Source organism: Mesorhizobium sp. P160927 (assembly GCF_057766385.1).
Genome location: NZ_JBYMDW010000001.1, coordinates 870,687 through 895,004, shown reverse-complemented (window position 1 = coordinate 895,004; position 24,318 = coordinate 870,687). Strand labels below are relative to the sequence as shown.

General features: G+C 64.8%; 23 protein-coding genes. 8 read left to right on the top strand and 15 right to left on the bottom strand.

What is annotated here, in order from left to right:
• Positions 1–7 precede the first annotated feature (7 nt).
• From dnaJ to AC3CB8_RS04555, 5 genes are all read left to right on the top strand, one after another.
• Positions 8–1,135 carry a molecular chaperone DnaJ gene (gene dnaJ / locus AC3CB8_RS04575; protein ID WP_015314665.1) on the top strand — a complete coding sequence of 376 codons (1,128 nt, stop codon included), beginning with the start codon at positions 8–10 and terminating at the stop codon, positions 1,133–1,135.
• Between the two features lie 104 nt (positions 1,136–1,239).
• The gene (gene pmtA / locus AC3CB8_RS04570) at positions 1,240–1,845 is read left to right on the top strand and encodes a phospholipid N-methyltransferase PmtA (protein WP_023772070.1); all 606 of its coding nucleotides are present in this window, start codon (positions 1,240–1,242) and stop codon (positions 1,843–1,845) included.
• 234 nt (positions 1,846–2,079) lie between these two features.
• Entirely contained in the window at positions 2,080–2,676 is a 597-nt protein-coding gene (locus tag AC3CB8_RS04565) for an NADPH-dependent FMN reductase (RefSeq protein WP_352594859.1), read from the top strand.
• An 11-nt stretch (positions 2,677–2,687) separates the two neighbouring features.
• Complete coding sequence (gene pyrF / locus AC3CB8_RS04560) at positions 2,688–3,386, top strand: orotidine-5'-phosphate decarboxylase (RefSeq protein ID WP_031240318.1); 699 nt, start codon at positions 2,688–2,690, stop codon at positions 3,384–3,386.
• A 26-nt stretch (positions 3,387–3,412) separates the two neighbouring features.
• Positions 3,413–3,700 carry a DUF1330 domain-containing protein gene (locus AC3CB8_RS04555; protein WP_352563385.1) on the top strand — a complete coding sequence of 96 codons (288 nt, stop codon included), beginning with the start codon at positions 3,413–3,415 and terminating at the stop codon, positions 3,698–3,700.
• Here AC3CB8_RS04555 and AC3CB8_RS04550 read toward each other — a convergent pair.
• The 9 genes from AC3CB8_RS04550 to AC3CB8_RS04510 all read right to left on the bottom strand — a co-directional run bounded on the left by AC3CB8_RS04550 (position 3,697) and on the right by AC3CB8_RS04510 (position 13,431).
• Positions 3,697–4,755: a D-alanine--D-alanine ligase family protein gene (locus AC3CB8_RS04550; protein ID WP_352563386.1), complete on the bottom strand. Its 1,059-nt coding sequence runs from the start codon at positions 4,753–4,755 to the stop codon at positions 3,697–3,699. The genes AC3CB8_RS04555 and AC3CB8_RS04550 overlap by 4 nt on opposite strands.
• A gap of 136 nt (positions 4,756–4,891) precedes the next feature.
• Positions 4,892–5,773, bottom strand: coding sequence for an SMP-30/gluconolactonase/LRE family protein (locus AC3CB8_RS04545; RefSeq protein ID WP_352563387.1), 882 nt, complete (start codon positions 5,771–5,773; stop codon positions 4,892–4,894).
• Complete coding sequence (locus tag AC3CB8_RS04540) at positions 5,773–6,411, bottom strand: 2-dehydro-3-deoxy-6-phosphogalactonate aldolase (protein ID WP_023772063.1); 639 nt, start codon at positions 6,409–6,411, stop codon at positions 5,773–5,775. The genes AC3CB8_RS04545 and AC3CB8_RS04540 overlap by 1 nt, the downstream gene beginning before the upstream one ends.
• A complete protein-coding gene (locus AC3CB8_RS04535; protein ID WP_352563388.1) occupies positions 6,408–7,367 on the bottom strand; it encodes a 2-dehydro-3-deoxygalactonokinase in 960 nt (319 codons plus the stop codon). Before AC3CB8_RS04535 ends, AC3CB8_RS04540 begins: the two co-directional genes overlap by 4 nt.
• Complete coding sequence (locus AC3CB8_RS04530) at positions 7,364–8,131, bottom strand: SDR family NAD(P)-dependent oxidoreductase (RefSeq protein ID WP_023772061.1); 768 nt, start codon at positions 8,129–8,131, stop codon at positions 7,364–7,366. Before AC3CB8_RS04530 ends, AC3CB8_RS04535 begins: the two co-directional genes overlap by 4 nt.
• Before the next feature lie 167 nt (positions 8,132–8,298).
• Positions 8,299–9,648, bottom strand: a complete 1,350-nt coding sequence (locus AC3CB8_RS04525; protein ID WP_015314675.1) for a putative bifunctional diguanylate cyclase/phosphodiesterase — start codon at positions 9,646–9,648, stop codon at positions 8,299–8,301.
• A gap of 185 nt (positions 9,649–9,833) precedes the next feature.
• Positions 9,834–11,651 (bottom strand): GtrA family protein, encoded by a 1,818-nt coding sequence (locus AC3CB8_RS04520; RefSeq protein ID WP_352563391.1) that lies wholly within the window; start codon positions 11,649–11,651, stop codon positions 9,834–9,836.
• Positions 11,652–11,776: 125 nt separating this feature from the next.
• Positions 11,777–12,199, bottom strand: a complete 423-nt coding sequence (locus AC3CB8_RS04515) for a GtrA family protein (protein ID WP_352563392.1) — start codon at positions 12,197–12,199, stop codon at positions 11,777–11,779.
• The gene (locus AC3CB8_RS04510) at positions 12,196–13,431 is read right to left on the bottom strand and encodes a glycosyltransferase family 2 protein (RefSeq protein ID WP_352563393.1); all 1,236 of its coding nucleotides are present in this window, start codon (positions 13,429–13,431) and stop codon (positions 12,196–12,198) included. Before AC3CB8_RS04510 ends, AC3CB8_RS04515 begins: the two co-directional genes overlap by 4 nt.
• Positions 13,432–13,649: 218 nt before the next feature.
• Here AC3CB8_RS04510 and gshB point away from each other — a divergent pair, with 218 nt between their 5' ends.
• The 3 genes from gshB (at position 13,650) to AC3CB8_RS04495 (ending at position 17,221) form a co-directional block, all read left to right on the top strand.
• Positions 13,650–14,591, top strand: a complete 942-nt coding sequence (gene gshB, locus AC3CB8_RS04505) for a glutathione synthase (RefSeq protein ID WP_023781957.1) — start codon at positions 13,650–13,652, stop codon at positions 14,589–14,591.
• 377 nt (positions 14,592–14,968) lie between these two features.
• On the top strand, positions 14,969–15,550 hold the full coding sequence (locus tag AC3CB8_RS04500; protein ID WP_352563394.1) for a methyltransferase: 582 nt from the start codon (positions 14,969–14,971) through the stop codon (positions 15,548–15,550).
• Positions 15,551–15,688: 138 nt separating this feature from the next.
• The gene (locus AC3CB8_RS04495; RefSeq protein WP_352563395.1) at positions 15,689–17,221 is read left to right on the top strand and encodes a YifB family Mg chelatase-like AAA ATPase; all 1,533 of its coding nucleotides are present in this window, start codon (positions 15,689–15,691) and stop codon (positions 17,219–17,221) included.
• An 81-nt stretch (positions 17,222–17,302) separates the two neighbouring features.
• On the opposite strand, the gene AC3CB8_RS04490 is transcribed toward AC3CB8_RS04495, so the two are convergent.
• The 6 genes from AC3CB8_RS04490 to AC3CB8_RS04465 form a co-directional block, all read right to left on the bottom strand.
• Positions 17,303–17,923 (bottom strand): class I SAM-dependent methyltransferase, encoded by a 621-nt coding sequence (locus AC3CB8_RS04490; RefSeq protein WP_023781959.1) that lies wholly within the window; start codon positions 17,921–17,923, stop codon positions 17,303–17,305.
• A gap of 178 nt (positions 17,924–18,101) precedes the next feature.
• Positions 18,102–20,270, bottom strand: a complete 2,169-nt coding sequence (locus tag AC3CB8_RS04485) for a malate synthase G (RefSeq protein WP_352563396.1) — start codon at positions 20,268–20,270, stop codon at positions 18,102–18,104.
• Between the two features lie 136 nt (positions 20,271–20,406).
• The gene (locus tag AC3CB8_RS04480) at positions 20,407–22,449 is read right to left on the bottom strand and encodes a hydantoinase/oxoprolinase N-terminal domain-containing protein (RefSeq protein WP_352563397.1); all 2,043 of its coding nucleotides are present in this window, start codon (positions 22,447–22,449) and stop codon (positions 20,407–20,409) included.
• A gap of 189 nt (positions 22,450–22,638) precedes the next feature.
• Positions 22,639–23,265: a CDGSH iron-sulfur domain-containing protein gene (locus AC3CB8_RS04475; protein ID WP_352546331.1), complete on the bottom strand. Its 627-nt coding sequence runs from the start codon at positions 23,263–23,265 to the stop codon at positions 22,639–22,641.
• A gap of 173 nt (positions 23,266–23,438) precedes the next feature.
• Entirely contained in the window at positions 23,439–23,810 is a 372-nt protein-coding gene (locus AC3CB8_RS04470) for a hypothetical protein (protein ID WP_023772050.1), read from the bottom strand.
• Positions 23,811–23,928: 118 nt separating this feature from the next.
• Complete coding sequence (locus tag AC3CB8_RS04465; RefSeq protein ID WP_023772049.1) at positions 23,929–24,165, bottom strand: hypothetical protein; 237 nt, start codon at positions 24,163–24,165, stop codon at positions 23,929–23,931.
• Positions 24,166–24,318: the final 153 nt, after the last annotated feature.

Here is a 24,318-nt window from a genome sequence, read left to right as displayed (position 1 = left end):
GGAAAAAATGAAAGCTGATTTCTACGAAACGCTGGGCGTGCAAAAGGGCGCCGACGAGAAGGAGCTCAAGAGCGCTTTTCGCAAGCTCGCCATGCAGTTCCATCCCGACCGCAACCCCGGCGATCATTCCTGCGAGCACAAGTTCAAGGAAATCAACGAAGCCTACGAGACGCTGAAGGACCCGCAGAAGCGCGCGGCCTATGACCGTTTCGGCCATGCCGCCTTCGAGCAGGGTGGGATGAATGGCGCGCAGGGCTTTGGCGCCGGCGGCTTCGCCGACATCTTCGAGGACATTTTCGGCGACATGATGGGCGGCCGCCAGCGCCGCTCTTCCGGTGGCCGCGAGCGCGGCGCCGACCTGCGCTACAACATGGAAATCTCGCTGGAGGAAGCCTTCGCGGGGAAGACCGCGCAAATCCGCGTGCCGGCTTCGATCTCCTGCACGGAATGCTCCGGCAGCGGCGCCAAGCCGGGCACCCAGCCGGTCACCTGCTCGATGTGCAACGGCCACGGCAAGGTGCGCGCCACGCAAGGGTTTTTCTCGATCGAGCGGACCTGCCCGCAATGCCAGGGCCGTGGCCAGACAATCAAGGATCCCTGCCCGAAATGCGCCGGCCAGGGCCGTGTCACCGAGGAGCGTTCGCTGTCGGTCAACATCCCGGCCGGCATCGAGGACGGTACCCGTATCCGCTTGGCCAACGAGGGTGAGGCCGGACTGCGCGGCGGGCCATCGGGCGACCTCTATATCTTTCTGGCGGTCAAGCCGCACGAATTCTTCCAGCGCGACGGCGCCGATCTTTATTGCAAGGTGCCGATCTCGATGACCACCGCTGCCCTTGGCGGCTCCTTCGAGGTGACGACGCTCGACGGCACGCAGACCAAGGTGAAGGTGACCGAAGGTACGCAGAACGGACGCCAGTTCAGGCTCAAGGGCAAGGGCATGCCGGTGCTGCGCCAGCCCAATGTCGGCGACCTCTACATCCAGACCGCGGTCGAGACGCCGCAGAACCTGTCGCGTCGCCAGCGCGAATTGCTGGAAGAGTTCGAACAGCTCTCCTCGCAGGACAATTCCCCCCAATCGAGCGGCTTTTTCGCCCGCATGAAGGACTTTTTCGAGTCTTTCGGCGAGCGTTGAGACGCGACGAAAACTATCTTATCCACGCCATAGGCAAGGCCGCGCCTTGCCTTGCGTCATCCAGGTGTTAAGTAGCTTCAAGGGGCGCGCTGAGGAGAGCTTGCATGGCACGTGGTCACGGACTGCGGAAGGCGTTTGCCGAGAAGTTCGACGACGAACTCAAATTCTTCAAGGGCTGGATCGACAAGCCGAAGACGGTCGGCTCGATCGTTCCGACCAGTTCGATCACCGCGCGCAAGATGGCCTCGATCGTCAATCCCAAGTCCGGCCTGCCGGTGCTCGAGGTCGGCCCCGGCACCGGTGTCATCACCCGCGCCATCCTCGCCCAGGGCGTGCGGCCCGAAAACCTCTACGCGGTCGAATATTCCACCGATTTCGTGCGCCACCTGCGCCAGATCTACCCCGGCGTCAACGTCATCGAGGGCGATGCCTTCAACCTCGACGCCACGCTTGGCGAGAGGAGCGGGATGATGTTCGACAGCGTTGTTTCCGGCGTGCCGCTGCTCAATTTCCCGGTCGCCCAGCGCATCGCCTATATCGAGAGCCTGCTCGACCGCATTCCGGTCGGACGGCCGATCGTGCAACTGACCTATGGTCCGATGTCGCCGATCCCGGCCGGCCGCGGCAACTACACGGTGAAGCATTTCGACTTCATCTTCCGCAACATCCCGCCGACGCAGCTGTGGATCTACCGGCGCGAGGCACATTAGGATACGCCGAGATTCAGGTGAGGCCGGCCTGCAAATGGCTGACACCTGCGCTTCCGGTGCTCACGTACGAAAGTACGCTCCGCTCCGGTTCTCGGCATCAGCCATTTTCGACTCGCCCTGACCTGAATTTCGACGCACCCATCAGGCGTTTACGCCAGGTCGTTTTCGATTTTCGCGCTGGCGCGTTGATTTGCGCGGCCTCCGGCTGTACCTGTCCGGGAACAAGGGTGGCCCATGGCAGTGATCCCGAAAATCCTCGTCTTCGCCGGCTCGGTGCGCAGCGGCGCCTATAGCGGCAGGACCGCCGACGTGGCGCAGAAGGAACTTGCGGTGCAAGGTGCCGAGGTGACCCGTATTTCGCTTGCCGATTACCCCTTGCCGATCCTCGACGAGGACTTGGAACAGGAAAACGGCGTTCCTGAAAACGCCCAGAGGCTGGCGCGGCTGATTGCCGCCCATGACGGGCTGCTGATCGCGACGCCCGAATATAACGGTTCGATTCCGCCGCTGCTCAAGAACACGATCGACTGGGTGAGCCGGGTGCGACGGGATGGCGGCCGGTCGGTCAGGCCGCTTGCCGGCAAGATCGCCGGCCTCTGCTCGTCCTCCAACGGGCACTTCGCCGGCATCCGCTGCATCAACCATTTGCGTGCCGTGCTGGTGCGCTGCCAGATGGAAGTGGTGACACCGGAATGCTCGGTGCCGGAGGGTGGCGACGCCTTCGACGGGGACGGCCATTTCCGTGACGAAAGACTGCACAAATCGATGGAGCACCTATGCCGCACGCTGATCGAAACCTCGCGCATGCTGTCGATCCGGGTCGAGGCGTGACCGCCGCAACCATGCAGCCTCATTCCATGCAGGAGCGATTGATCGTCGGCCTCGACGTGCCGACCGTGAAGGAGGCCGAGCAGGCGGTGCGCGAGCTCGACGGCGTCGTCTCCTTCTACAAGATCGGCTATCAGCTGGCTTTTGCCGGCGGCCTCGACTTTGCCAGGGAGCTGGCCAGCGGTGGGACGAAAATCTTCCTCGACATGAAGCTGCTCGACATCGACCACACGGTGGCCAAGGGCGTCGAGAACATTGTCAAGATGGGCATGACCATGCTGACCATCCACGCCTATCCCAAGGCGATGCAGGCGGCGGTGGAGGCCGCGCGCGGCAGCGAGCTTTGCCTGCTCGCCGTCAGCGTGCTGACCTCGATGGACGAGCAGGACATGATCGATGTCGGCTATGAATATGACCCACACACGCTGGTGCTGAGGCGGTCCGAACAGGCGCTGCATGCCGGTATGGGCGGCATCGTCTGCTCGGCCGCGGAAGCCGAAGCGGTGCGCCGCATCGTCGGCCCGGACATGGCGGTGGTGACGCCCGGCATCCGGCCGGCGGGGAGCGACCATGGCGACCAGAAGCGGGTGGTGACCCCGGCGCAAGCCATTCGCAACGGCGCCAGCCATCTTGTCGTCGCCCGCCCGATCGTCGCGGCCAGCAACCGGCGCGCCGCGGCGGAGGCGATACTCGAAGAAATGCGATCGGCCTGACGAGCCGGCACGGAAGGAGAAAAAGAATGCCCAAGGGATACTGGATCGCCCGCGTCGATGTGCGTGACGCGGAAGGCTACAAGGACTACGTCGCGGCGGCAAAACCAGCTTTCGAGCGCTTCGGCGCGAAATTCCTGGCCCGTGGCGGCGAGCATGAGAAAGCCGAGGGCCCGGGGCGGGCGCGCAATGTGCTTATCGAGTTCGAATCGCTGGCCGCCGCGCATGACTGCTACCACTCGCCGGAATACCGACGCGCCGTCGCCATCCGCCAGAAGGTCGCCGACGGCGAGATCGTCTTGGTCGAGGGTATCTAGCGCGAAAGCCTGTTCGCCGCGGTTTCAGCCATCGCGTCGGCCAGGCTCAGCCCCCATTGCGAGGCGCAATAAGCGCGAAAATCGAAGCATGGCAGGCCGGGACAGACCTCGAACTCGATCAGATGAACCGTGTCGTCGGCCTCGACGCGCAGGTCGACGGAAAACACGTCGCGCAGGCCGAGCCCGGTGATCAGCCTTTGCGCGATGCGGCGGATTGCGGCATCAGCGCCCGGCTGACTTTCGCCAACCGGGAGCAGTACCGGCTCGGCATATTGGCCCGCCGCCCTTGCCGCTTCGCCGGTCCCGCCATAGAGCGCCAAACTGTCTTCCATGGTCTGGAAATCACCTCCCGACTCGACAAAAGCGACGCCGAGCGCTTCGACGCCGGTATCCCGCATCAGCCCAAGGAAGCTGGCGCGGACGTTGCGGCCGGCGACATAGGGCTGGACGACGACATCGTCGTGATAGGCGGCGAAAACACGCCGGCTAAGCTCCAGGGCGTGATCGAGATCGGTTACGCGCGAATCCGGCCAGATGCCGATCTTGGCGCCGAGCCGGTTGGGCTTGACGAACCAGCCGGCGGCGGAAGCGGGCGCCTCGACCAGCCATTTGCCATCCCGGGCAAGACCGGCCCGCGGCACCGGCAGGCCGAGCGCGCCAAGCACGGCGCCGGAGCGGAACTTGTCCTGGCAGAGCGCGAACAGCGAATCGTCGGCGCCGATGGTGTTGAACCCGCCCAGTCTTGCCAAAGCGGGGGCCGCGCCGCCACGGAAATAGGCGACGCCGTCGGTCAGCGTCCAGACCAGCGCGCTTCGCGGATCCTCACCGTCGAGCACCTTGGCGGCATCGTCGAGCACCACCGGCGCAAAGGACAGGCCGCGCGCCTCGCAGGCGGCGGCCAGCGCATCGAATTCGAGAGCGAGATCGGTCGACTGGGCCAGATAGGACGAGATTTCGGCGGCACGCTGCGATGCATGACCGTCGGCGAGCAAGCGGTCGAAACACACCTTTTCGGGTTCGTGGACAAGGATGAGTTTCGGCTTGTGCATTGGCATGATGTGGCAGGTTCTCGACAGTGCGATGGCCTACCATCGCACGGCCCGCGCAATCGGCTTTCGCGAAATCGACGCGCGCCGGACGCCTGCGTGACAGCGCCGGGATTGAGAACCGTGGCCCCGTGGCCCGGCAAAGTCAGGCGATCAGGACGCGCGGTTCCAGGCGGCCATTGACAGGAATATCGATCAGGAAGGTCATGCCGCCCTGCAGGTCGAGCAGACGCTGCTTTTCATTCTTGCCCGACCAGGCCGAGGTCACGGCCAGCCGATCGGCATTCCTGCCGACGAAGGCCGGACAGGATGGCTGCGTCACCGGCATGGCGACCGTGCGGACGAGCTTGCCGTCCGGCCCATAGGCCTCGAGGACGCTGCCACCCCAGACGGCGTTCCACAGGATGCCGTCGCGGTCGAGCACCGAACCGTCGATATAGCCCTTGGCCGAGCGGTGATCGACGAAGATCTTCGGCTCGCCGACGGGCAAGCCGGTCGCCGGATCGCAGGCAACGCGCATCAGCAATCCGGTCGAGGTGTCGGTGTAGTGGGCAAGCGCGCCGTCGGATGAAAAGCAGATCGAGTTGGACACGGTAATATCCGAAAACAGGCGGCGCAGTTCGCCTTTGAAAAACCAGTAAATCGAGCCCGCGCCCTTCTCCTCGCCCTTGCCCATGGTACCGACCCACAAGGCACCGCAGGGATGGACGCGGGAATCGTTGGAACGGGTGACCGGGTTGTCGGCCTCGATGGCGGTGTGCAGCGTCATTGCGCCGGTGGCGACGTCGCGGACAAAAAGCCCGGTTTCGGTGGCGATCAGCTGTCGCTTGTCATCGATGATGGCGATCGCGCTTGCCATCTGGCCAAGCTCGTGGATTTTCAGCGCACCGCCCGCCAAGGGCTTTTCCATGAGCCGGCTGTTGACAATGTCGAACCAGAACAGCGCATCCGTGCCGGGATCGTAACTTGGCCCTTCGCCGAGCTGACAGACATGATCGGAAAAGACGGCAACGATCGGTTCACTCATCATGCTTCTCCGAATACCTCATCCCAGGCAGTGACGGCTGCGTAGGCGCGCGCCGCCACATCATCGACGCTCATGCCTGGCTTGAACAGGCTGGAGCCAAGCCCGAAGACCGTCACGCCAACCGCCTTGTACCCGGCAAAGTCCTTTTCCGAAACACCACCGACCGCGCCGACCAGCGTCTGCGCCGGCAGCACCGCCCGGATCGCGGAAATGCCCGATGCGCCGAGCACGCTGGCCGGAAAGAATTTCAGCGCCGAGGCGCCGAGCCGGATCGCCTGGAAGGCTTCGGTCGGGGTGAACACGCCAGGCATGGTGACCATGCCGTAACGCGCGGCGCGGCCCATCACCTCGGCATCGATGTTGGGGCTGACCAGCAGTCGTCCGCCGGCCGCGTGAAGACTGTCGACGTCGGCCGCCGTCAGCACCGTGCCGGCGCCGACCAAAGCTGTCTTCGGCAGCACTTGAACAAGCCTGGCGATCGACGAAAACGGCTGGGGCGAATTGAGCGGCACCTCGATGGCCTCGATGCCGGCATCGAACAATGCCTGGCCGATGGCGATCGCCTCGCTTGCCTTGAGGCCGCGCAAGATAGCGACCAGGCCGCGCTTGAGTTTTGGAAAGGGTGCGGTCTCGGTCATATGGCGGCTCCGCTTCTGGTAATCATGCCATTCTCCCGCGCGGCCTCGATGAGACCGGCGCGTACAGCCTCGTCCGCGTCGACTGTCCGCACACCAAGCCCGGCAAGGCCGAGGGCGGCCTGGTAGAGCCCGGCCAGCGCGCCCGAGGCAATCAGCACGACCGATGTCGCGCCGGCGCCATGCCGGCGCCGGGCAGAAGCGATCTCGCCGCCGATCAGCAAGCCGGACAGGCAGGCGGCCGCATCATCGGCCTCGAGGTCCTGGAGCAGGCCAGCGGCGCGGATGGCAAACAGCCGAGAGGTGACGTCGCCGCCATCGCCTAGCGCTGTTTCGCACCAGCGGCGGAAGAACGGATTGTCTGGAGCAACCGGGCCCGGATGTTCACCCAGCGAGTGGCGCAGGATCGAGTGCGCGGCAAGCACGGAAAACAGCTCGCCCGTCGGCCAGGTGCCGAAGCCGGCGACGGCGCCGTCCTCCACCAGAACCCATTTCGAATGCGTGCCGGGCATGCAGACCAATTCGCGGCCCTTGGCCGGCAGGCCGGCGCCTGCAAGCTGCGTCTCCTCGCCGCGCATGACATCGGGCGCGTCGGCCAGACGCTGGGCGAGGCCGGGAATGATGCGGATGTCGCGCTTCTGCCCGGGCACCCTAGCGGCGCCGCCGAGAATGGCGCCGAGCGGCGACGGCACGCCGACATAGGGTGCCTCCAGCCAACCCTGGCGGGAGCCGGCCATGCCGCAGATGATGACGGGCAATTCCTCCGGCGCGCCCATCGCTGCCAGATGGCCCTCCAGAACGTTGGCGAAGCCCTTTTCGCGCGCGGTGATCAGGCCATCGTCGCCGCGACGCTCCGCAAGCACCTTGCCGACGCCGTCGATCAGCCAGGCCCGAAGGCGGGTCGTGCCCCAATCGAGCGCCGCGACTGCCGGCACGCTGCTGGCAAACTCCGGGCTCACAGGAAACCTCCATCGACGACCAGCATCTGCGCGGTCAGCATGCGCGAGGCATCCGAGGCCAGGAACAGGACCGTGCCGATCATATCGTCCGGCCGCATGACGTCCCTGATGCACTGCTTGGCGACATGGGCGGCAAGCGCCTGTTCGGTGACCCAGCGCTGTTGCTGCCGCTCGGTGATCACCCAGCCGGGCGCGACGGCGTTGACGCGGATGCGGTCGGGGCCAAGCTTGCCGGCCAGACCCTTGGTGAGGCCGAGTATGCCCGCCTTGGCGGCGGTATAGGCCGGCATGTCGGGATGGTTGATCAGATAGGAGGTCGAGGTAAAATTGATGATCGAGCCGCCGCCGGCACGCTTCATGCCTGGTGCCACGGCCTGCGCGGTGAAGAAATGCGGCCGCAGGTTGATGGCAAGGTTGTTGTCCCAGAACTCGACGGTGACATCCTCGACGGCATGACGTTCGTCCCAGGCGGCGTTGTTGACCAGCACCGTGGGGTCGCCATGCGCCTCGGCTGCCTTCACGGCCGACGCCCGCAAAGCCTCGACGTCGCGCAGATCGGTCTTGAGATAGAGCGGACGATGGCCGACCTCCTTCTCGATGCGATCGGCAAGCGCCGTGCTGGGCGCATCGGCGATGTCGATGAAGGCGACCTTGGCGCCCTGGCGCATGAACCCTTCGGTCAGCGCCGCACCGATGCCGGAGCCGCCGCCGGTGATCAGCACCGAAGCGCCTTCGAGGTCGGCAAAATACGCCGATGGCATCATGATTTTTCGTCTCCGGGTCAACCGGCGCGCATCCTAGCCAGACACGTCCGGCGGGCAAGGGCGAAAAGACTGATTTCCGGGCTTATGTCTGACAAAAAGGCGATCGCGCCCGCGCTTGACCCGCCAGGAGGCATCGCCGCATGGCGGGCAGCGCCGAAACCTGCCGCTCAGATCGCCTTGGCGCGCAAGGCGCCACGGAAGGAATCCCGGAGATAGCCCAATGTGGCGTCGGCATCGGCCGGCTTGCCGAACAGATAGCCCTGCCCGCCGGCGCAACCAAACTGGACCAGCCGGTCGGCCTGCGCTTCCTCTTCGATGCCTTCTGCGACGACGTCCATGCCAAGCCCTTCGCACATGGCGAGAATGGCGCGGATGATGTGTTCGGACGGCCGGTCATCGAGAATGGAGGAGACGAAGGCGCGGTCGATCTTGAGCTTGTCGAAATGGAACTCGCGCAGGCGGCCGAGCGAGGACTGGCCGGTGCCGAAATCGTCGAGCGAGACACGTATGCCGACGCGGCGCAGATCCTCGACGATCTGCGCGGCCGAGGCCGGGTCGTTCATCAGGCCGGTCTCGGTGATCTCGATCTCCAGCCGGCGCGGATCGAAGCCGGTGCGGTCGAGGATCGCCAATATGTGCAGGCCGGTGTTCTGGTCGACGAGCTGCGAAGGCGACAGGTTGAAGGACAGGAACAGGTCTTTCGGCCAGCTCCTGGCGGCCTCGGTGGCCTTGCGCAGCACGAGCTGCGACAGCGGGCCGATGATGCCGCGCTCCTCGGCGATGGGGATGAAGACGGTCGGCGGCACCGCGCCGAGGTCGCGGTCTGTCCAGCGCGCCAGCGTCTCGAAGCCGATCGTGCGGCGCGTGGTGAGATCGACGATCGGCTGGAAATGCGGCTCCACCTCGCCGGCCGAGACGGCGCGGCGCAGCGCCTGCTCGATGCGGGTGACGCGCTTGGCGGCTTCCTCCATCTCGCGGGTATAGACGACGACGCGGCCGCGGCCGGAGCGCTTGGCATGGTAAAGCGCCGTTTCGGCCTTGTTGATGAGGATCTCGGTAGTCTCGTCGCCGGAATAGAACAATGAGCATCCGACCGAGGCCGAGAGCCTGGCGGTGCGCTCGCCGACATCGTAGGGCGCCGACAGGATCTCGATCAGCATACGGGATTTTTCCGCCGCCGCCTCCTCCGAGAACACCAGCGGGTAGAGGAAGGCGAATTCGTCGGCGCCGATGCGGCAGACCGTCGAATGGCCGTCCATCGAGGCGCGCAGCCGCATCGCCACCTGGATCAGGATGTCGTCGCCGGCCTTGTGGCCGAACAGGTCGTTGATCGGCTTGAAGCCGTCGAGGTCGAGAATGCCGACCGTGAAGGGCGCGGGATCGTCGGAACGGTCGCTGATCAGGCGATCGACCTTGTCGAAGAAGCGGCGATGATTGCCAAGCCCGGTCAACGGATCGGTGAACGCCAGATCCGTGCTTTCCCTGTTTGCCTGACCGGTGCCAAACGGAGTTTGCATCGGTGTCCCTGTTCGTCCCTGCTTTTGTCGTCGGAATTTATTTCCAGACTGGCAGCAAACCCTTTAGGAAACGTATCCCACTGACCGATTTTCGTGGCCGGAGCACGATCCCGAAAAATGGGGTCCGGCTTTCGCCGCGACACCGTCGCGAAGCCGGCTAAAAGATGCGTCAAACACTTGGATTTTCAGCCCTTTGGTTTGACGCGATAAAGCTCCAGCGGGGCACCTCGGGTTTGTGCCACCGGCTCCAGCCAGTTCGGCACATCGCCGCTCATCAACCTGGCGAGGAACCCCTCCGGTGCCCTGGCCAGGAGCAGGTGGCTTTCCGCATTGCCACGGCAGAGCGCGACAAGGCCGACATGGCGGCTTTCGATGACGGTTTTGGCGTCCGCCTCCGAGCCCAGCCAGGCATCCAGTGCAACCAGATTTCCGGTGACATTGCGGTGGTACAGCCCGGCCAGCACGCGATGACTGGTAAAGGCCAGAATCGGTGAGCCGAGGTTGGACAGCGAAAGGACTGTCGTGGCCTGCATCCGGCCGAGCGCCGCGAACGAGGCCTTGCCAAGGCAAGCCGCATCGTCGGCCTTGGCACTGGTGGCCGCCGCGTCGGTTTGGAAAGCACTAGACGCCGCCCCGGCAGCGCCTGCCCAGATTGCATTTACAGAGATCAGCCAGGCCGCGGCCATCCTGAGTGCGGCGCCGTTGGACGGACTGGTTTGCGCACGCTGGCGCCAGCGGGCGATCCATGCCGCAAGCGGGATCACCGCGAAGGCGATGGAGAAGGTCGAGCCGCGAACTTCCCAGGCACTGACCAGGAACGCCACCACCAGCAGCGAGCCGACAAGGCTGTCCTGCCGACGCCAGCCATGGCCGATACGGAGCGCCATCAGGATGATGGCCACCAGCGGGGTGGCAAACCGGGCCACCGCCCTGGCCGGATCATGGGTGACGATCTGGAAAATCGGCTGCGCCTCGTCGATATGGCTGAGCCATATCTCCTTGAGGCGCGGATTGAGGTTGGCATAGGGCGAGGCCAGGCATTGCGGGAACAGGAATACGACGACAGCGGCAAGGGCTAGCCCAAGCAGGCCGAGCGAGGCCAGGCGGCCGGCGACGGTCGCACTGGCGGCCTTCCACGAGGCGATGATCGCCAGCCCCGCGCCGGCAAGTCCGGCGAAGGCGAACTGAACAATCGAAAATGTATCGCACTGTGCCTGGGTCCATGCGGATGCCGGGACGGTGGCGACGAAGACGAGAGCCGAAACAGCGGCGACGCCGAGGCCAAAATCCCTCGCGGTCAGCCTTTCCCGAGCACTATCGCCAAGAAACAGCAGCGCGACAGCGGCGCCAAGGGTGCCGGCGTAGGGAGCGCTTTCCATGCCGATGGCCACGCTCAGCGTGGCGCAGATGCCCGAAAGCAAGGCGGCCGGCCGGAGCAAGGGAGCCTCGAGCAGCAAGGCAAGGCTCGCCAGGATCAGCGTCAGCTGCACATTGTGATGATCCAGCGAACCTGGGGAGAAAATGCCGAGGTAGTAGAGCGCGGCGCCACCGACCACGGCGGCGGGCAGGACAGCGTGGCCGCCGGCGAAAGCGCGAGCGGCGCGGATGAGGAAGAAGACCGCCAGCCAGAACAGCAGGGCAGGCCAGGCGACTTGCACGACCTGTTCAGCCAGGGCGACATTGCCTGTCAGGGCCGACATGACAAGGACGCCAAGGGCCAGCGGCGCGTCGAGCAGCCGCGACCAATGCATGACGAAGCCGCCGTCCAGTCCCATCCTGTACTGGTGCAGGTCGAACCAGCCCTGGCCGGCCAGAAGATCGCGGACTTCGACCAGCTGCAGCAGGCTGTCATTGTCGCCCGCCGGGTTGGCCAGTTGTGGAAATCCGGCGATGGCATAGACCAGGAGCGGCACCAGGGCCGCGAGGAGCGCCGCCAGCATGTCCGCCCGCCAGGAGGGACGGGCGGTGTGCTTTGAAGGCATCGCGGCATGGGCAGCGGTCATGGAGCGACTTTCGGCCGATGGTCGGGACTACAGGCTAGTGCCTCTCGCTTCACAAAGCGTAAAGCACGGTGCGTCGCGGAGGCGCTGGACCACTCCTGGTCTTGGCTCGACCGGACGGACAACCGCTACACGGTTTTCCCGAGTTTGCCGTGGCCGCGCGCCGGAAACACCCACAGTCTCGAGACCACATAGCTGATGGTGCTTGTCACGCCCGTCGCCAGCGCCGACATGGCGACGGGCGACAGGCCGAAATGCGTCACCGCCAGCTGCGAGACAAGGCCGGCAAAAGCGGCGCATCCGGCTTGCAGCGTAAGATAGCGCGGGAACGCGACCTTGTGATCGTGTTCCGCACCGAACGTCCAGCCCCGTTGCGCCCGATAAGCGATGACGAACGCCGTTGCATAAGCGATGGCACTGCCGGCGAACGGCGAAACGCCCAGCGAAACCAGCAGCCACGAGAGCGCGAAAAACAATCCCGCCGCACCGATGCCCACCACCATGAAGCGGAACGGGCGCGCCTGGACAAGCGCCGGCAGCACGTCGGTCATTGCTGTTCGCTGGCCGGCGCTTCCTGGGAAAGGCCAGCTTTCAGTCGCTTGACCGGGATTTCCAGGACACCGAGCAGGAATGCCGAAAAGAAGGCCTGGAAGGAAATGACGATCAGGCTCAACCCGAGCACGACGATGCGCGGAATTTCGGAATCGTCCAGCGGGCCGAAATTGAGATGGGCCCAGCGCATGACGGCATAGAGGCAGAACAGGAAGCCGGCGGCAAAGCAAATGCCGGCATTGGCGGCGAGACGGTCGGTGCTGATGGTCCTGGTCAGCCAGTCCGACCCGCGGCTTCGCGGCAGGATGCCGGTAATTTCGGCATAGTATCGCGAAATGGCACCGAAGGTGATGAGCTGGATGCCGGTGACGATCATGAAACAGGCGGCGACGAAGGTGTTGAGATCGAGCGAAAGATTGTCGACCACCCGCAAGGGGCCGAACACCAGCAGCGCCGCGAACAGCGTGCCGAGGCCTGAAAGCACCGCGCCTGGAATGAAGAACATCCAGCGCGGATTGTAGACCAGCAGGAATTTGAGGTGCCGCCAGCCGTCGCGCCAGGTCCTGAGATGCGGCGGCCGGCCGCGGCCGTCGGGCTTGAGCGTGGTCGGCACTTCCTCGATACGCAGGCCGGCAAGCGCGCTGCGCACCACCATTTCGCTTGCGAATTCCATCCCGGTGGTCTGCAGATCGAGCTTCCTGATGCTGTCCGCGTTGAAGCCGCGCAGACCGCAGTGGAAATCCCCGGTCTTGATGCGGAAGAACAGGCGGCCGACGAAACTTAGCACCGGATTGCCGAGATAGCGGTGCAGGGGCGGCATGGCGCCAGCCTCTATGCCACCCCGGAAGCGGTTGCCCATGACCAGATCGGCGCCGCCGCGCAGCCGCGCCACGAATGCCTCCAGTGCACCGAAATCATAGCTGTCATCGGCGTCGCCCATGATGATGAAGCGACCCCTGGCGGCGGCGATGCCGCCCAGAAGCGCCGCGCCATAGCCCTTCTGCGCCACCGGGACGACACGAGCACCGCCCTGCGCGGCGATCTCCCGCGAGCCGTCGGTGCTGCCATTGTCTGATATCAATACCTCACCCGCTATGCCGGATCGGTCCAGAAACGCCCTGGCCTTGCCGATGCAGACGGCGAGCGTCTCGGCCTCGTTAAGGCATGGCATCAGGATGGTGAGTTCGAGCTGCTGGGTCGAGGCTGCGCGGACGGCAGTGAGCGCGTTCATGATCGTCGTTCCATCGGGTGCCCGGCGCTGCGTCAGGTCGGCCGCTGCATTCGGAGCTTACCGTCGCACGGCAAGGCTTAAGAAAGCGATGACGTCAGTCCTCGTCTTGTCTGCAACCGGCAGACGCGCCTTGCTGATCCCAATGTTCAAAACGTCGCGATTGGCAGAACGCGCCGCGACGCTTATATCGCTTGCGTCGACTACGCTGGGGACCTGCCATGAAGTTGAAAATCGCCGTCCAGATGGACCATGTCTCCACCGTGTCGATCGCCGGCGACACCTCGTTCGCCCTGTCGCTGGAGGCGCAGCGGCGCGGCCATCAGCTGTTCCACTACACGCCCGACCGGCTGTCGATGCGCGACGGCAAGGTGTTTGCCCGCGTCGAGGAGATGACGGTGCGCGACGAAAAGGGCAGCCACTATTCGCTGGGCGAAAAGGTGCGCACCGACTTGTCCGAAATGGACGTCGTCCTGCTGCGCCAGGACCCACCCTTCGACATGAACTACATCACCACGACCCACATCCTCGAGCGCATCCATCCAAAGACGCTGGTCGTCAACGACCCGGCCTGGGTGCGTAACAGCCCGGAAAAGATTTTCGTCACCGAGTTCCCGGACCTGATGCCAGATACGCTGATCACCAAGGATCCGCTCGAAGTCGCCGCCTTCCGCAAGGAGTTCGGCGACATCATCGTCAAGCCGCTCTACGGGAATGGCGGCGCCGGGATCTTCCATATGCTGGAAGCCGACCGCAATCTCGCCTCGCTGCTCGAAATGTTCGGCCAGATGTTTCGCGAGCCCTATATCGTGCAGCGTTACCTGAAGGACGTGCGCAAGGGCGACAAACGCATCATTCTGATCGACGGCGAGCCGGTCGGCGCCATCAACAGGGTGCCGGCCGAGCACGATTCCCGCTCCAACATGCATGTCGGCGGCCGCGCCGAAAAGACCGAGTTGACGACACGCGAGCGAGAGATCTGTGCCCGCATCGGGCCGTCGCTGAAAGAGCGCGGCTTCATCCTGGTCGGCATCGACGTCATCGGCGACTACATGACCGAGATCAACGTCACCTCGCCGACCGGCGTGCGCGAGGTCAAGCGCTTCGGCGGCGCCGACATCGCCAGCCTGTTCTGGGATTGCGTGGAGGAAAAGCGGCAGTAGGCGCAAGCCTCTTTCACAGATCCTAATCAGGCAGCCGGTTGAGTATGGCAACGGCCAACGCTATCAGGCTGACAACCGTGCTGATGGCTGCGCCAATATCCAAAAAAAGCGGCGACGCCAAACGTCACCGCACATCCCTCGCCGTGACACCGGTCTAACGAAACGAAGAGCTAGATACCGAGCCCGACGATGAATGGCGGCACAACCGCCATTCCGCGATCATGCTTCGCGGCCCTGTTTTCCGTTTTCATTTTGTATTAACCATGTTCCGCTTTTGCAACCGGACGCCACCCGGCTGCAACCGGCGCAAACTGCCAGTTCGCGTGATGTTCTCGATTTGACCAAATCCGTCAGACACACACCGATGGGAGAACACGATGAAGATACCGGCAGAGGTTCTGGCCCAAAGCCGTCGGACGATAGAGTCGGATGAGGACTATGCGGTCCATTATGACGAGACCAGGGCCGCGCTCGAGCGCGCCGCGGCGATCGCCGGAGCGGGCGGCCGCATCCTGGAAATCGGATCCGGCCCGGGCCGCGACGCGGACTTCCTGGAGGCCCTTGGGGTCGAGGTCCGGCGGACCGACGCCACACGACGCTTTCTCGAACTGCAGGCCGCGCGCGGCAAGGCAGGCGAACTCCTCGACGTGATCACCGACGAGCTTGGCGGTCCCTACGACGCGGTGGTGGCGCTCGCCGTGCTGATCCATGTGCCTCGCGACCAGATCGACCAAGTTCTGGAGAAGATTGCGCGTTCGTTGCGCCAAGGCGGTGCCTTCGTCGTCTCGATGCGAGATGGTGACGGCGAAACGGGTGGCAAGTACCATAGCGTCGACTGGCGTAGGGACGCCTTCGCGGCGCGCATCGAGGCCGCCGGCATGGAGCTTCTCAGCCACAGCTTCCGCATCGGTAGAAATGAGCAGGGCTGGAACACCTTCTTGGCGATGAGGCCGTCATGATCGGGCGCGAGCCATGCGTTTACTCTACTTTGTTCCTGTAATGTTCTTGCCTTGGGCTGAAATCCGTGGTTGTCTTGCGTTGACGTCACTCGCGGCCCGTTCACAAGGGCAAGGGCGAGCCGGCATCGGGGGCAGACAATGGTGGCGCGGGTTCGTACGGTCGCTTTCCAGGGCATCGAGGCGGTGCCGGTCGATGTGCAGGTGATGATCGCGCCCGGCAAGGTCAACATGCATATCGTCGGCCTGCCAGACAAGGCGGTGGCGGAAAGCCGCGAGCGGGTGCAGGCGGCATTGCATGCGTCGGGCCTGTCGATGCCGTCGAAGAAGGTGACCGTCAACCTGGCGCCCGCCGATCTGCCGAAGGAAGGCAGCCACTACGATCTGCCGATCGCTCTCGGCTTGATGGCGGCCCTTGGCGCCATTCCGGGCGACATGCTGGCTGGCTATGTCGTGCTGGGCGAACTATCGCTCGACGGTACGATCACCGCCGTTGCCGGTGCCTTGCCGGCGGCAATCGGCGCCAATGGCGAAGGCAAAGGGCTGATCTGCCCCTTCGCTTGCGGGCCGGAAGCAGCCTGGGCAGGGCGGGAATTCGACATTCTCGCGCCGCGCAGCCTGATTGCGATCGCCAATCATTTCCGCGGCACGCAGGTGCTGTCGCGCCCGGAGGCCGGCATCCGCGCGGCGGCACGCGACCTGCCCGACCTTGCCGACATCAAGGGCCAGGAGACAGCGAAGCGGGCTCTGGAAGTGGCGGCCGCCGGCGGGCACAATCTGCTCATGATCGGTCCGCCAGGCTCGGGCAAATCGATGCTGGCGCAGCGCCTGCCGTCGATCCTGCCGCCGCTGGCGCCGAAGGAACTGCTCGAAGTCTCGATGATCGCCTCGGTGGCCGGCGAACTCGGCGAAGGCAAGCTGACCGACCGGCGGCCGTTCCGCGCCCCGCACCATTCGGCCTCGATGGCGGCGATGGTGGGCGGCGGCCTGCGCGCGCGGCCGGGCGAGGTGTCGCTTGCCCATCACGGCGTGCTGTTCCTCGACGAGTTTCCCGAATTCACGCCGCAGACGCTCGATGCGCTGCGCCAGCCGCTTGAAACCGGCGACTGCATGATCGCACGGGCCAACCATCGCGTCACCTATCCGGCCCGCATCCAGCTAGTGGCGGCAATGAACCCGTGCCGCTGCGGCATGGCCGGCGAACCGGGTTATCGCTGCCTGCGCGGCGACCGTTGCCGCACCGATTACCAGGCGCGTATTTCAGGTCCGCTGCTCGACCGCATCGATCTCAGGATCGAAGTGCCGGCGGTCTCGGCCAGCGACCTGATCCGGCCCGACCGGGCGGAAAAGAGCGCCGACGTGGCGCTGCGGGTGGCGCGTGCCCGCACCATTCAGCGTGAGCGTTTCGAGCGGCTCGGCGTCAACAGCGCCACCACCAACGCGCATTGTTCTCCAGCCGTCATCGAAACGATCGCCATGCCGGACGCCGCCGGCCTGTCGCTGCTCAAGGATGCCAGCGAAAAACTCGCCTTTTCGGCGCGGGCCTACCACCGGGTGCTCAAAGTGGCGCGCACGCTCGCCGATCTCGACGCCAGCGAAGCTGTCGGCCGCATCCATCTGGCCGAAGCAATTTCCTATCGCATGAGTTCGGAGCGCGTGGCGCAGGCGGCGTAGGGCCTGCCCGCGGCAGCACACGCATGCACCCCACCTTCACGGCGCCCGTCAATGAAGCTGTCAACAGCCGGTCCGCCTTGCCTATCGCAAGGTCGAGATGAAATGCAGGCGACGGTCGAAAAACACGCTGGCCGGGAACGGATAGAGCGACAGCTTCTCACGCCAGGTGCGGGGTGTGATACCCGCGGCGGCAAAAACGGCGTCCCACTCCGCCTTGGAGAGATAGTTGTAAGGCAGGCGGACATTGTGCCCCTTGTTGCCCACCCAATCCATGAAACGAAGCGTCTGGTAGGCCGCGAAGCCTTCGCGCAGGTGATCCTTGATGACAACGCCCTTGCGCGCCACGCGGGCCGCCTCGCGCACGAGATGGCCCGGGTGGTCGGCATGATGCAGTACATCGACGATCGTCACCCAGTCATAGGAGCCATTCGCGGCGGGAATGGTGCCGCCATCGAACAGTTCGACCGGGATATGGGTTTGCGGCCTGATCAGCACGTCAATGCCGCGAAACGTCAGCCCCGGCTTTTTTTCCATGATCGCCTTGGCGATGGAGCCGTCGCCGCAGCCAAGATCGAGAACGGTGCCGGCCGGGCCCAGTTCGTCGGCCAGCCGCTGAGACAGGATGCGCACGCGGCGCTGGAAAACCGCCCGGTCATGGACGGAATTCAACAGTTTCTTTTCGATCGCCATCGTGTTGGCCATGCCAATGCTCCGTAGCCTTCCAGCCAGCACTAGCTGAAAAAAGCAAAGGAACCGTATCCAGCCATAAGAGCCTGCCGCCTTCGGCACGACATTGCCGCTGGGCTGACGCCGCCGTCTTCGCCGACGCGGACCGGCGACATCCAGTCGGCGCTCCAAACTCTTTCAACGCGACATCGTCCTACCCTTGATGGGCCTTCAGCTCCAGCCTGCGCTTGTGCAGCACCGGCTCGGTGTAACCGTTGGGCTGGCTTGTTCCCTTGAACACCAGGTCGCAGGCGGCCTGGAAGGCGATCGACTTTTCGAAGTCGGCGGCCATCGGCCGGTAGAGCGGGTCGCCGACGTTCTGCAGATCGACGATTGCCGCCATGCGCCGCAAGGAATCCATCACCTGGATTTCCGAGCAGACCTTATGGCGCAGCCAGTTGGCGATGTGCTGCGAGGAGATGCGCAGCGTGGCGCGGTCTTCCATCAGCCCGACATCGTTGATGTCGGGAACCTTGGAGCAGCCGACGCCCTGGTCGATCCAGCGCACGACATAGCCCAGAATGCCTTGCGCGTTGTTGTCGAGTTCGCGCTGGATCTCGTCGGGCGTCCAGTTGGGCCGCACGGCCACCGGCACCGACAATACGTCGTCGAGCTTCGCCTTCGGGCGGGTCCTCAGCGCGGCCTGAACCGCATGGACATCGACCTTGTGATAGTGCGTGGCGTGCAGCGTCGCCGCCGTTGGCGACGGTACCCAGGCGGTGTTGGCGCCGGCCCTGGGGTGGGCGATCTTCTCGGCCAGCATCGCGGCCATCAAATCGGGCATCGCCCACATGCCCTTGCCGATCTGGGCATGGCCGGCGAGCCCGCATTCCAAGCCCGTGTCGACGTTCCAGGCCTCATAGGCGGAAATCCAGGCGGCCTGTTTCATGTCCCCCTTGCGGATCATCGGGCCGGCTTCCATCGAGGTGTGGATCTCGTCGCCGGTGCGATCGAGGAAGCCGGTGTTGATGAACACCACGCGCTCCTTCGCGGCGCGGATCGCTTCCTTGAGGTTGATTGTGGTGCGCCGCTCCTCGTCCATGATGCCCATCTTGATGGTGTTCTGGGCCATGCCGAGCAGGGCTTCGACACGGTCGAACATCTCGACGGCGAAGGCGACCTCCTCCGGGCCATGCATCTTGGGTTTCACGACATACATCGAGCCGGCGCGGGAGTTCATCCGCCGTCCTTTCGGCCCGACATCGTGCAGCGCGATCAGGGCCGTCATCGCCGCGTCCATGATGCCTTCCGGCACCTCGTTGCCGTCGCGGTCCAGGATCGCTGGATTGGTCATCAGGTGGCCGACATTGCGCACCAGCATCAACGAGCGGCCAGGCACGGTCACCGGGCCGCCGGCTGGGGCGATGTAGGCGCGGTCGGGGTTGAGCTTGCGGACGAAACTCTTGCCGCCCTTGCTGATTTCTTCGGCGAGATCGCCCTTCATCAGGCCGAGCCAATTGCGGTAGACGACGACCTTGTCCTCGGCATCCACGGCCGCGACCGAATCCTCGCAGTCCTGGATGGTGGTCAGCGCCGATTCCAGGATGACGTCGGCAATGCCAGCCGGATCGGTGCGGCCGATCTGGTTGTCGCGGTCGATGACGATCTCGACATGCAGCCCGTTTTTCACCAGGAGCACGGCTTGCGGATTGGCGGCGTCGCCGCGATAGCCGACGAATTGCCTGGGATCGGCCAGCGTCGTCGAGCCGGCGCCGGCGCTGAGCTTCAGGGCGCCGTTGGCGACCGACAGGCCGTTGACCCCTGCCCATTTTGCGGAGGTGAGCGGCACGGACTGGTCGAGAAAATCCTTGGCCCAGGCGATGACCTTGGCGCCGCGCGCCGGGTTGAAGCCCTTGCGCTTCTCGGCGCCATCCGTTTCGGGGATGGCGTCCGTGCCATAGAGCGCGTCATAGAGCGAGCCCCAGCGTGCATTGGCGGCGTTGAGCGCATAGCGCGCGTTCATCACCGGCACCACCAGCTGCGGTCCGGCCACGACCGCGATTTCCGGGTCGACATTGTCGGTCGAGACGCTGAAGGCCGGCCCTTCTGGCACGAGATAACCGATCACCTTCAGGAACGCCTTGTAGGCGTCCATGTCGATGGGCGCGCCATTGTCGCGATACCAACCATCGAGCTTTTCCTGCATGGCATCGCGTTTTGCCAGCAGCGCCCGGTTCTTGGGTGCCAGATCATGGATGATGACCGAGAACCCGTCCCAGAAACGCGCCGCTTCGATGCCGAGGCCGGGCAAAGCCTGGTCGACGACGAAGTCATGCAGCTCGCGGGCAATGCGCAATCCGGCGATCTCGATGCGATCGGTCATCAGGCTACTCCAGATGAAAGGCGTTGCGGGGCGTTTGGCATGTCAGGGGGTGCAGGGTCAATTCAGCTTAGGGTGAAGGTGGGGCATTTTGGGCGGTTAGCCAATCTTCCCGACGAGGGGGAGATGGCTCTTCTCCTCACACCGCTATCCTCGGCCTGCCCGAGGCCACCGCCACGATATGCGCTTCGATGAACATGCGCTGCGCTTCGACAGTCGAGACCCGGAACTCCGTCGCCACGTCGATCTCGGCACTGTCGGTGCCGGCATCAAGAGCCCGCTGGGCGACAATCGCCCGCACATCGGCCTCGGCGGCCGCGATCGCCGCCGTCTCGTCGAGGAAATCGCGCACCGTCTCACCCGAGGCAAGCCGGAACAGGCCTTCCGTGGGCTGGCTGACGCGGGCCTCCGCCGAAACCCTGACCTGGCCGACGACGGCGCCAAGCGCGTTGGCGACGTCGGTATCCCGGGGCACGACGCAGTCATTGCCGACCAAGGGCGCCAGGCCGGCATAGTGCAGCGGCGCCGAAGCGCCGAGCCCAATGACCGGCCGGTCGAGCGCGACGCTGAGGCGGGCGATGCCGGGGTGGGCATCGACGGCGCGCTGCACCAGCGCATGCGCCACCGTCGCCGCGCCGTCGAGCCCGTCCTCGGCAAAAGCGGTCTCCAGGATGTATTCGGCCGACCAGCGCGTCAGGGTCAAGAGCACCCGTTCCGAGATCGCTTGCGGGGAGGCCGCGATCGCCTGGCCCCGGCCATCGCGCCTGCGGGCGAACAGTTCGGCGCCAAGCCGGGCGGCGGCGGCATCCCAGTTCGCCTGTTTGCAAAGCACGTGCGCGGCGTCCGACGGGGTGAAGCCCGAGATATGCACCAGCCCGCGCGAGACCAGGCGGTTCAGCGTGGCATTCTGGGCATTCGAGGTCAGCAGCCTGTCGAGGGCAAGCGGCGTCGCGCCGATTGCTTCGTAGAGCTTTGCCTCCGGGGCGGTCAGCCCCGCGGCGAGCCTGTCCGGCACGCCGGTGCGGACCGCGAAGCGGCCGTCCATGCGGCCTGTGTTGGGCGCGCGCAACTGGCGTTCGAGTTCCGCGGTCACCGCCTCGCCATGCGCCATGCCGGACAGCGCCAGCGGCACCAGGCGGCGCGGCCCGAGCAGAATTTTCGGATTGAGCGCGCCATCCTCCAGCATCACTTCGGAATCGCCGCCGAGGCCGAAAGTGCGCATCGCGACCGCCTCGACCATGGTGCGGAAACCACCGACGGTGGCGCCTTCCGGATCGAGCCGCGGCCGGCCGCCATCGAGGACCGCCACGTCGGTGGTGGTGCCGCCAATGTCGGAGACCACCGCGTTGTCGAACCCGGTCATGTGGCGGGCGCCGACCAGGCTGGCGGCGGGACCGGAGAGGATCGTCTCGATCGGCCGCTGGCGGGCAAACGCCGCCGAAACCAGCGCGCCATCGCCGCGCACCACCATCAAAGGAGCGGCGATGTTGCGGGCTTGAAGGAACCCCTCGGTCGCCGCCACCAGCCGGTCGATCATCGAGATCAGCCTGGCATTGAGCAGCGTCGTGAGCGCCCGGCGCGGACCGCCGAGCTTGGCCGATAGCTCATGGCTCGCCGTGACCGGCAGGCCGGTCCTGTCGCGGATCAGCTCGCGGGCGGCGATCTCGTGCGCCGGGTTGCGGGTGGCGAAATAGGCACATACGGCAAAGCCGGACACCGACACGCCGAGTTCCGGCAGCATCGCCTCCAATCCGGACAGGTCGAGCTTGGCGGCGCTGCCATGCACATCATGGCCGCCCGCACAAAACACCACCGGGTCGGTGCCGAGTGCCGTCTTCAAACCATCGCGGGCAAGATCGGCCTCGGAAAAGCCGATCATGACCAGCGCCACGCGGCCGCCCTGGCCCTCGACCAGCGCATTGGTGGCGAGCGTCGTCGACATCGAGACCAGTTTGATGTCGGCCGGATTGGTGCCCGCCTTTTCCAGCACCGCATCGACGGCGCCCGAAATGCCGACGGCCAGATCATGCCGCGTGGTCAGCGCCTTGGCCTTGGCCAGCACCTTGCCCTTGTTCGGCCCCTCCCGCGGACCTTCGGTCTCGGACCACAACACGGCATCGGTGTAGGTGCCACCGGTGTCGATGCCGAGGAAGAGAGGGGCGGGCTTGGTCTTGGCGGTCATTTTGGGCGAAAGTCCGGGCAGATTGTTTGGTTGCCTGCCCTTAGCCGATACCGGCTTGCGGATAAAGCCGGGAGAGATGGGCCAAGGGACGCGGCACTGGCGCGGTGGAGAACATATTGAAAGGTTGGCAAGAGGCGCCCCCTCTGTCCCGCGGGACATCTCCCCCCGAGAGGGAGATTGGCTACCCACCTATCCCACGAACCCAACCTTCTTATGGCTGCCGTCGCAGAACGGCTTGTTGGCCGAGTGGCCGCAGCGGCACAGGAAGACCTTCGTGGTGCGGTCGACCGTGTGGCCGGTGCCGGTAACGATCTCGACATTGCCTTCGAGCTTGAGCGGGCCGTTCGTGGTCGGCGTCGCCCGCAGCGGGCCGTCGCGGACCTCCAGCGCCGGCGTGTCCTTCAGCGCCGGTTCTCCGGTGGCGGCAAAGCCCGCCTTGATATGGCTGTTGTCGCAGAACGGCTTGTTCTGCGAGGCGCCGCAGCGGCAAAGCGTGGCGCGGAAAAACGTCTCGGCACCAAGCACGATCTCGGCATGCACCGCCAGCGGGCCGTTTTCGCGCAGCCGCACGGTGTTGACCACGGGCGGCTTTTCCCGCGGGCCGCCATCCTTGCGCGCATAGGTGATGGCGCCCGAGGGGCAGTTCTCGGCCAGCGCGACGATCTTCTCGACGCTGGCCGCATCGGGATGGATCCATTGGCCCGGCGCATTGGGCACAAAGACATGCGGGTCGCCGAGCACGCAATTGCGCGAGTGGATGCAGCGCTTGCCGGAAAACCCGACGTCGATTTTTTCACCCTCGACCGTGCCGGCCATCGCGATGCTCCTGTTGCCTGGAGTACGCCGCGTCTGAATGCACAGGCGCGGCGTGCCCTTGGTATGGTCTTGTTTCCATGCATGTCGTTGCGCCAAAGCCGCGAACCGGTTTTGGGCGGCATGCATGGCCAAGCTATGGCTCGAACAGGAAAACCGTCAAGCTGGCAAACCGGTCAGGGGACCAGATCGATCTCCTCGGTCTCGCCGCCGCTGCAGGTGTAGCAGCAATCCTCGCATTTTTCCTTGTTGCCGGGACCGACGCCCCAATAGGTACCCTCATCGCCATCGACCCAGGCCCCGTAGCAGATCGATTCGCCTTCGTTGCAGGATATCGGCAACGACTTGGTCTCGCCGTCGTCGAGATAGAAATCCTTGCCATCGCCCGGCCAGACATAGTCGCGGTCCTGGCTATAGAGTTCGAGGCGCATCGCGTTGGGATGGCTGTTCTTGACAGCGAAGGTGACGTCGCCGGCATGGGCGGCTGGTACAAACAGGACGGCAAGCGAAAACGCGGCGGCGAGCCGGCGCGCGGATGTGAAGGACATGGAAACCCCCGATGTAGAATCGGCCCCCACGGCCGATGCAGGATCATGACATGACGCGGGCGGATGCTAAAGGCACGATGCTCGGCAATCCCCTCCAAATCGTCGCGGCATTTTCGCCTTAGCGCTGCCAGAATGGCAGTTTGGCGATCTCTGCTTCGACCTGTCGTGTCGTCATGCCGATGTCATCGATCAGATGCGGGCTGACCTCCGATAGTCGCTTGAGGTCCCAGCGAAAGCGTGTCCGCTCGCGCCAGCTTGCCACCATGCTTCGCAGGGAGCGCGGATGCGACGATCGTTGGACGGGCACACCCGGCCGCACTGCCCGATGCTGGATCGATGTGATTGTACTGTTCATGGCAACCTCCATTGGGGCAACCTCCATTGGGTTTGGGGGTCCGACACCGTCGGGAACCGTGGACCTCACCCGGAAAGAGATTGAATTCTGCAGGATATGAGCGGCGCCGTAATTAAGCCCTCCCAAATAGTTCTCAAAAGTTCCAAACTTGCG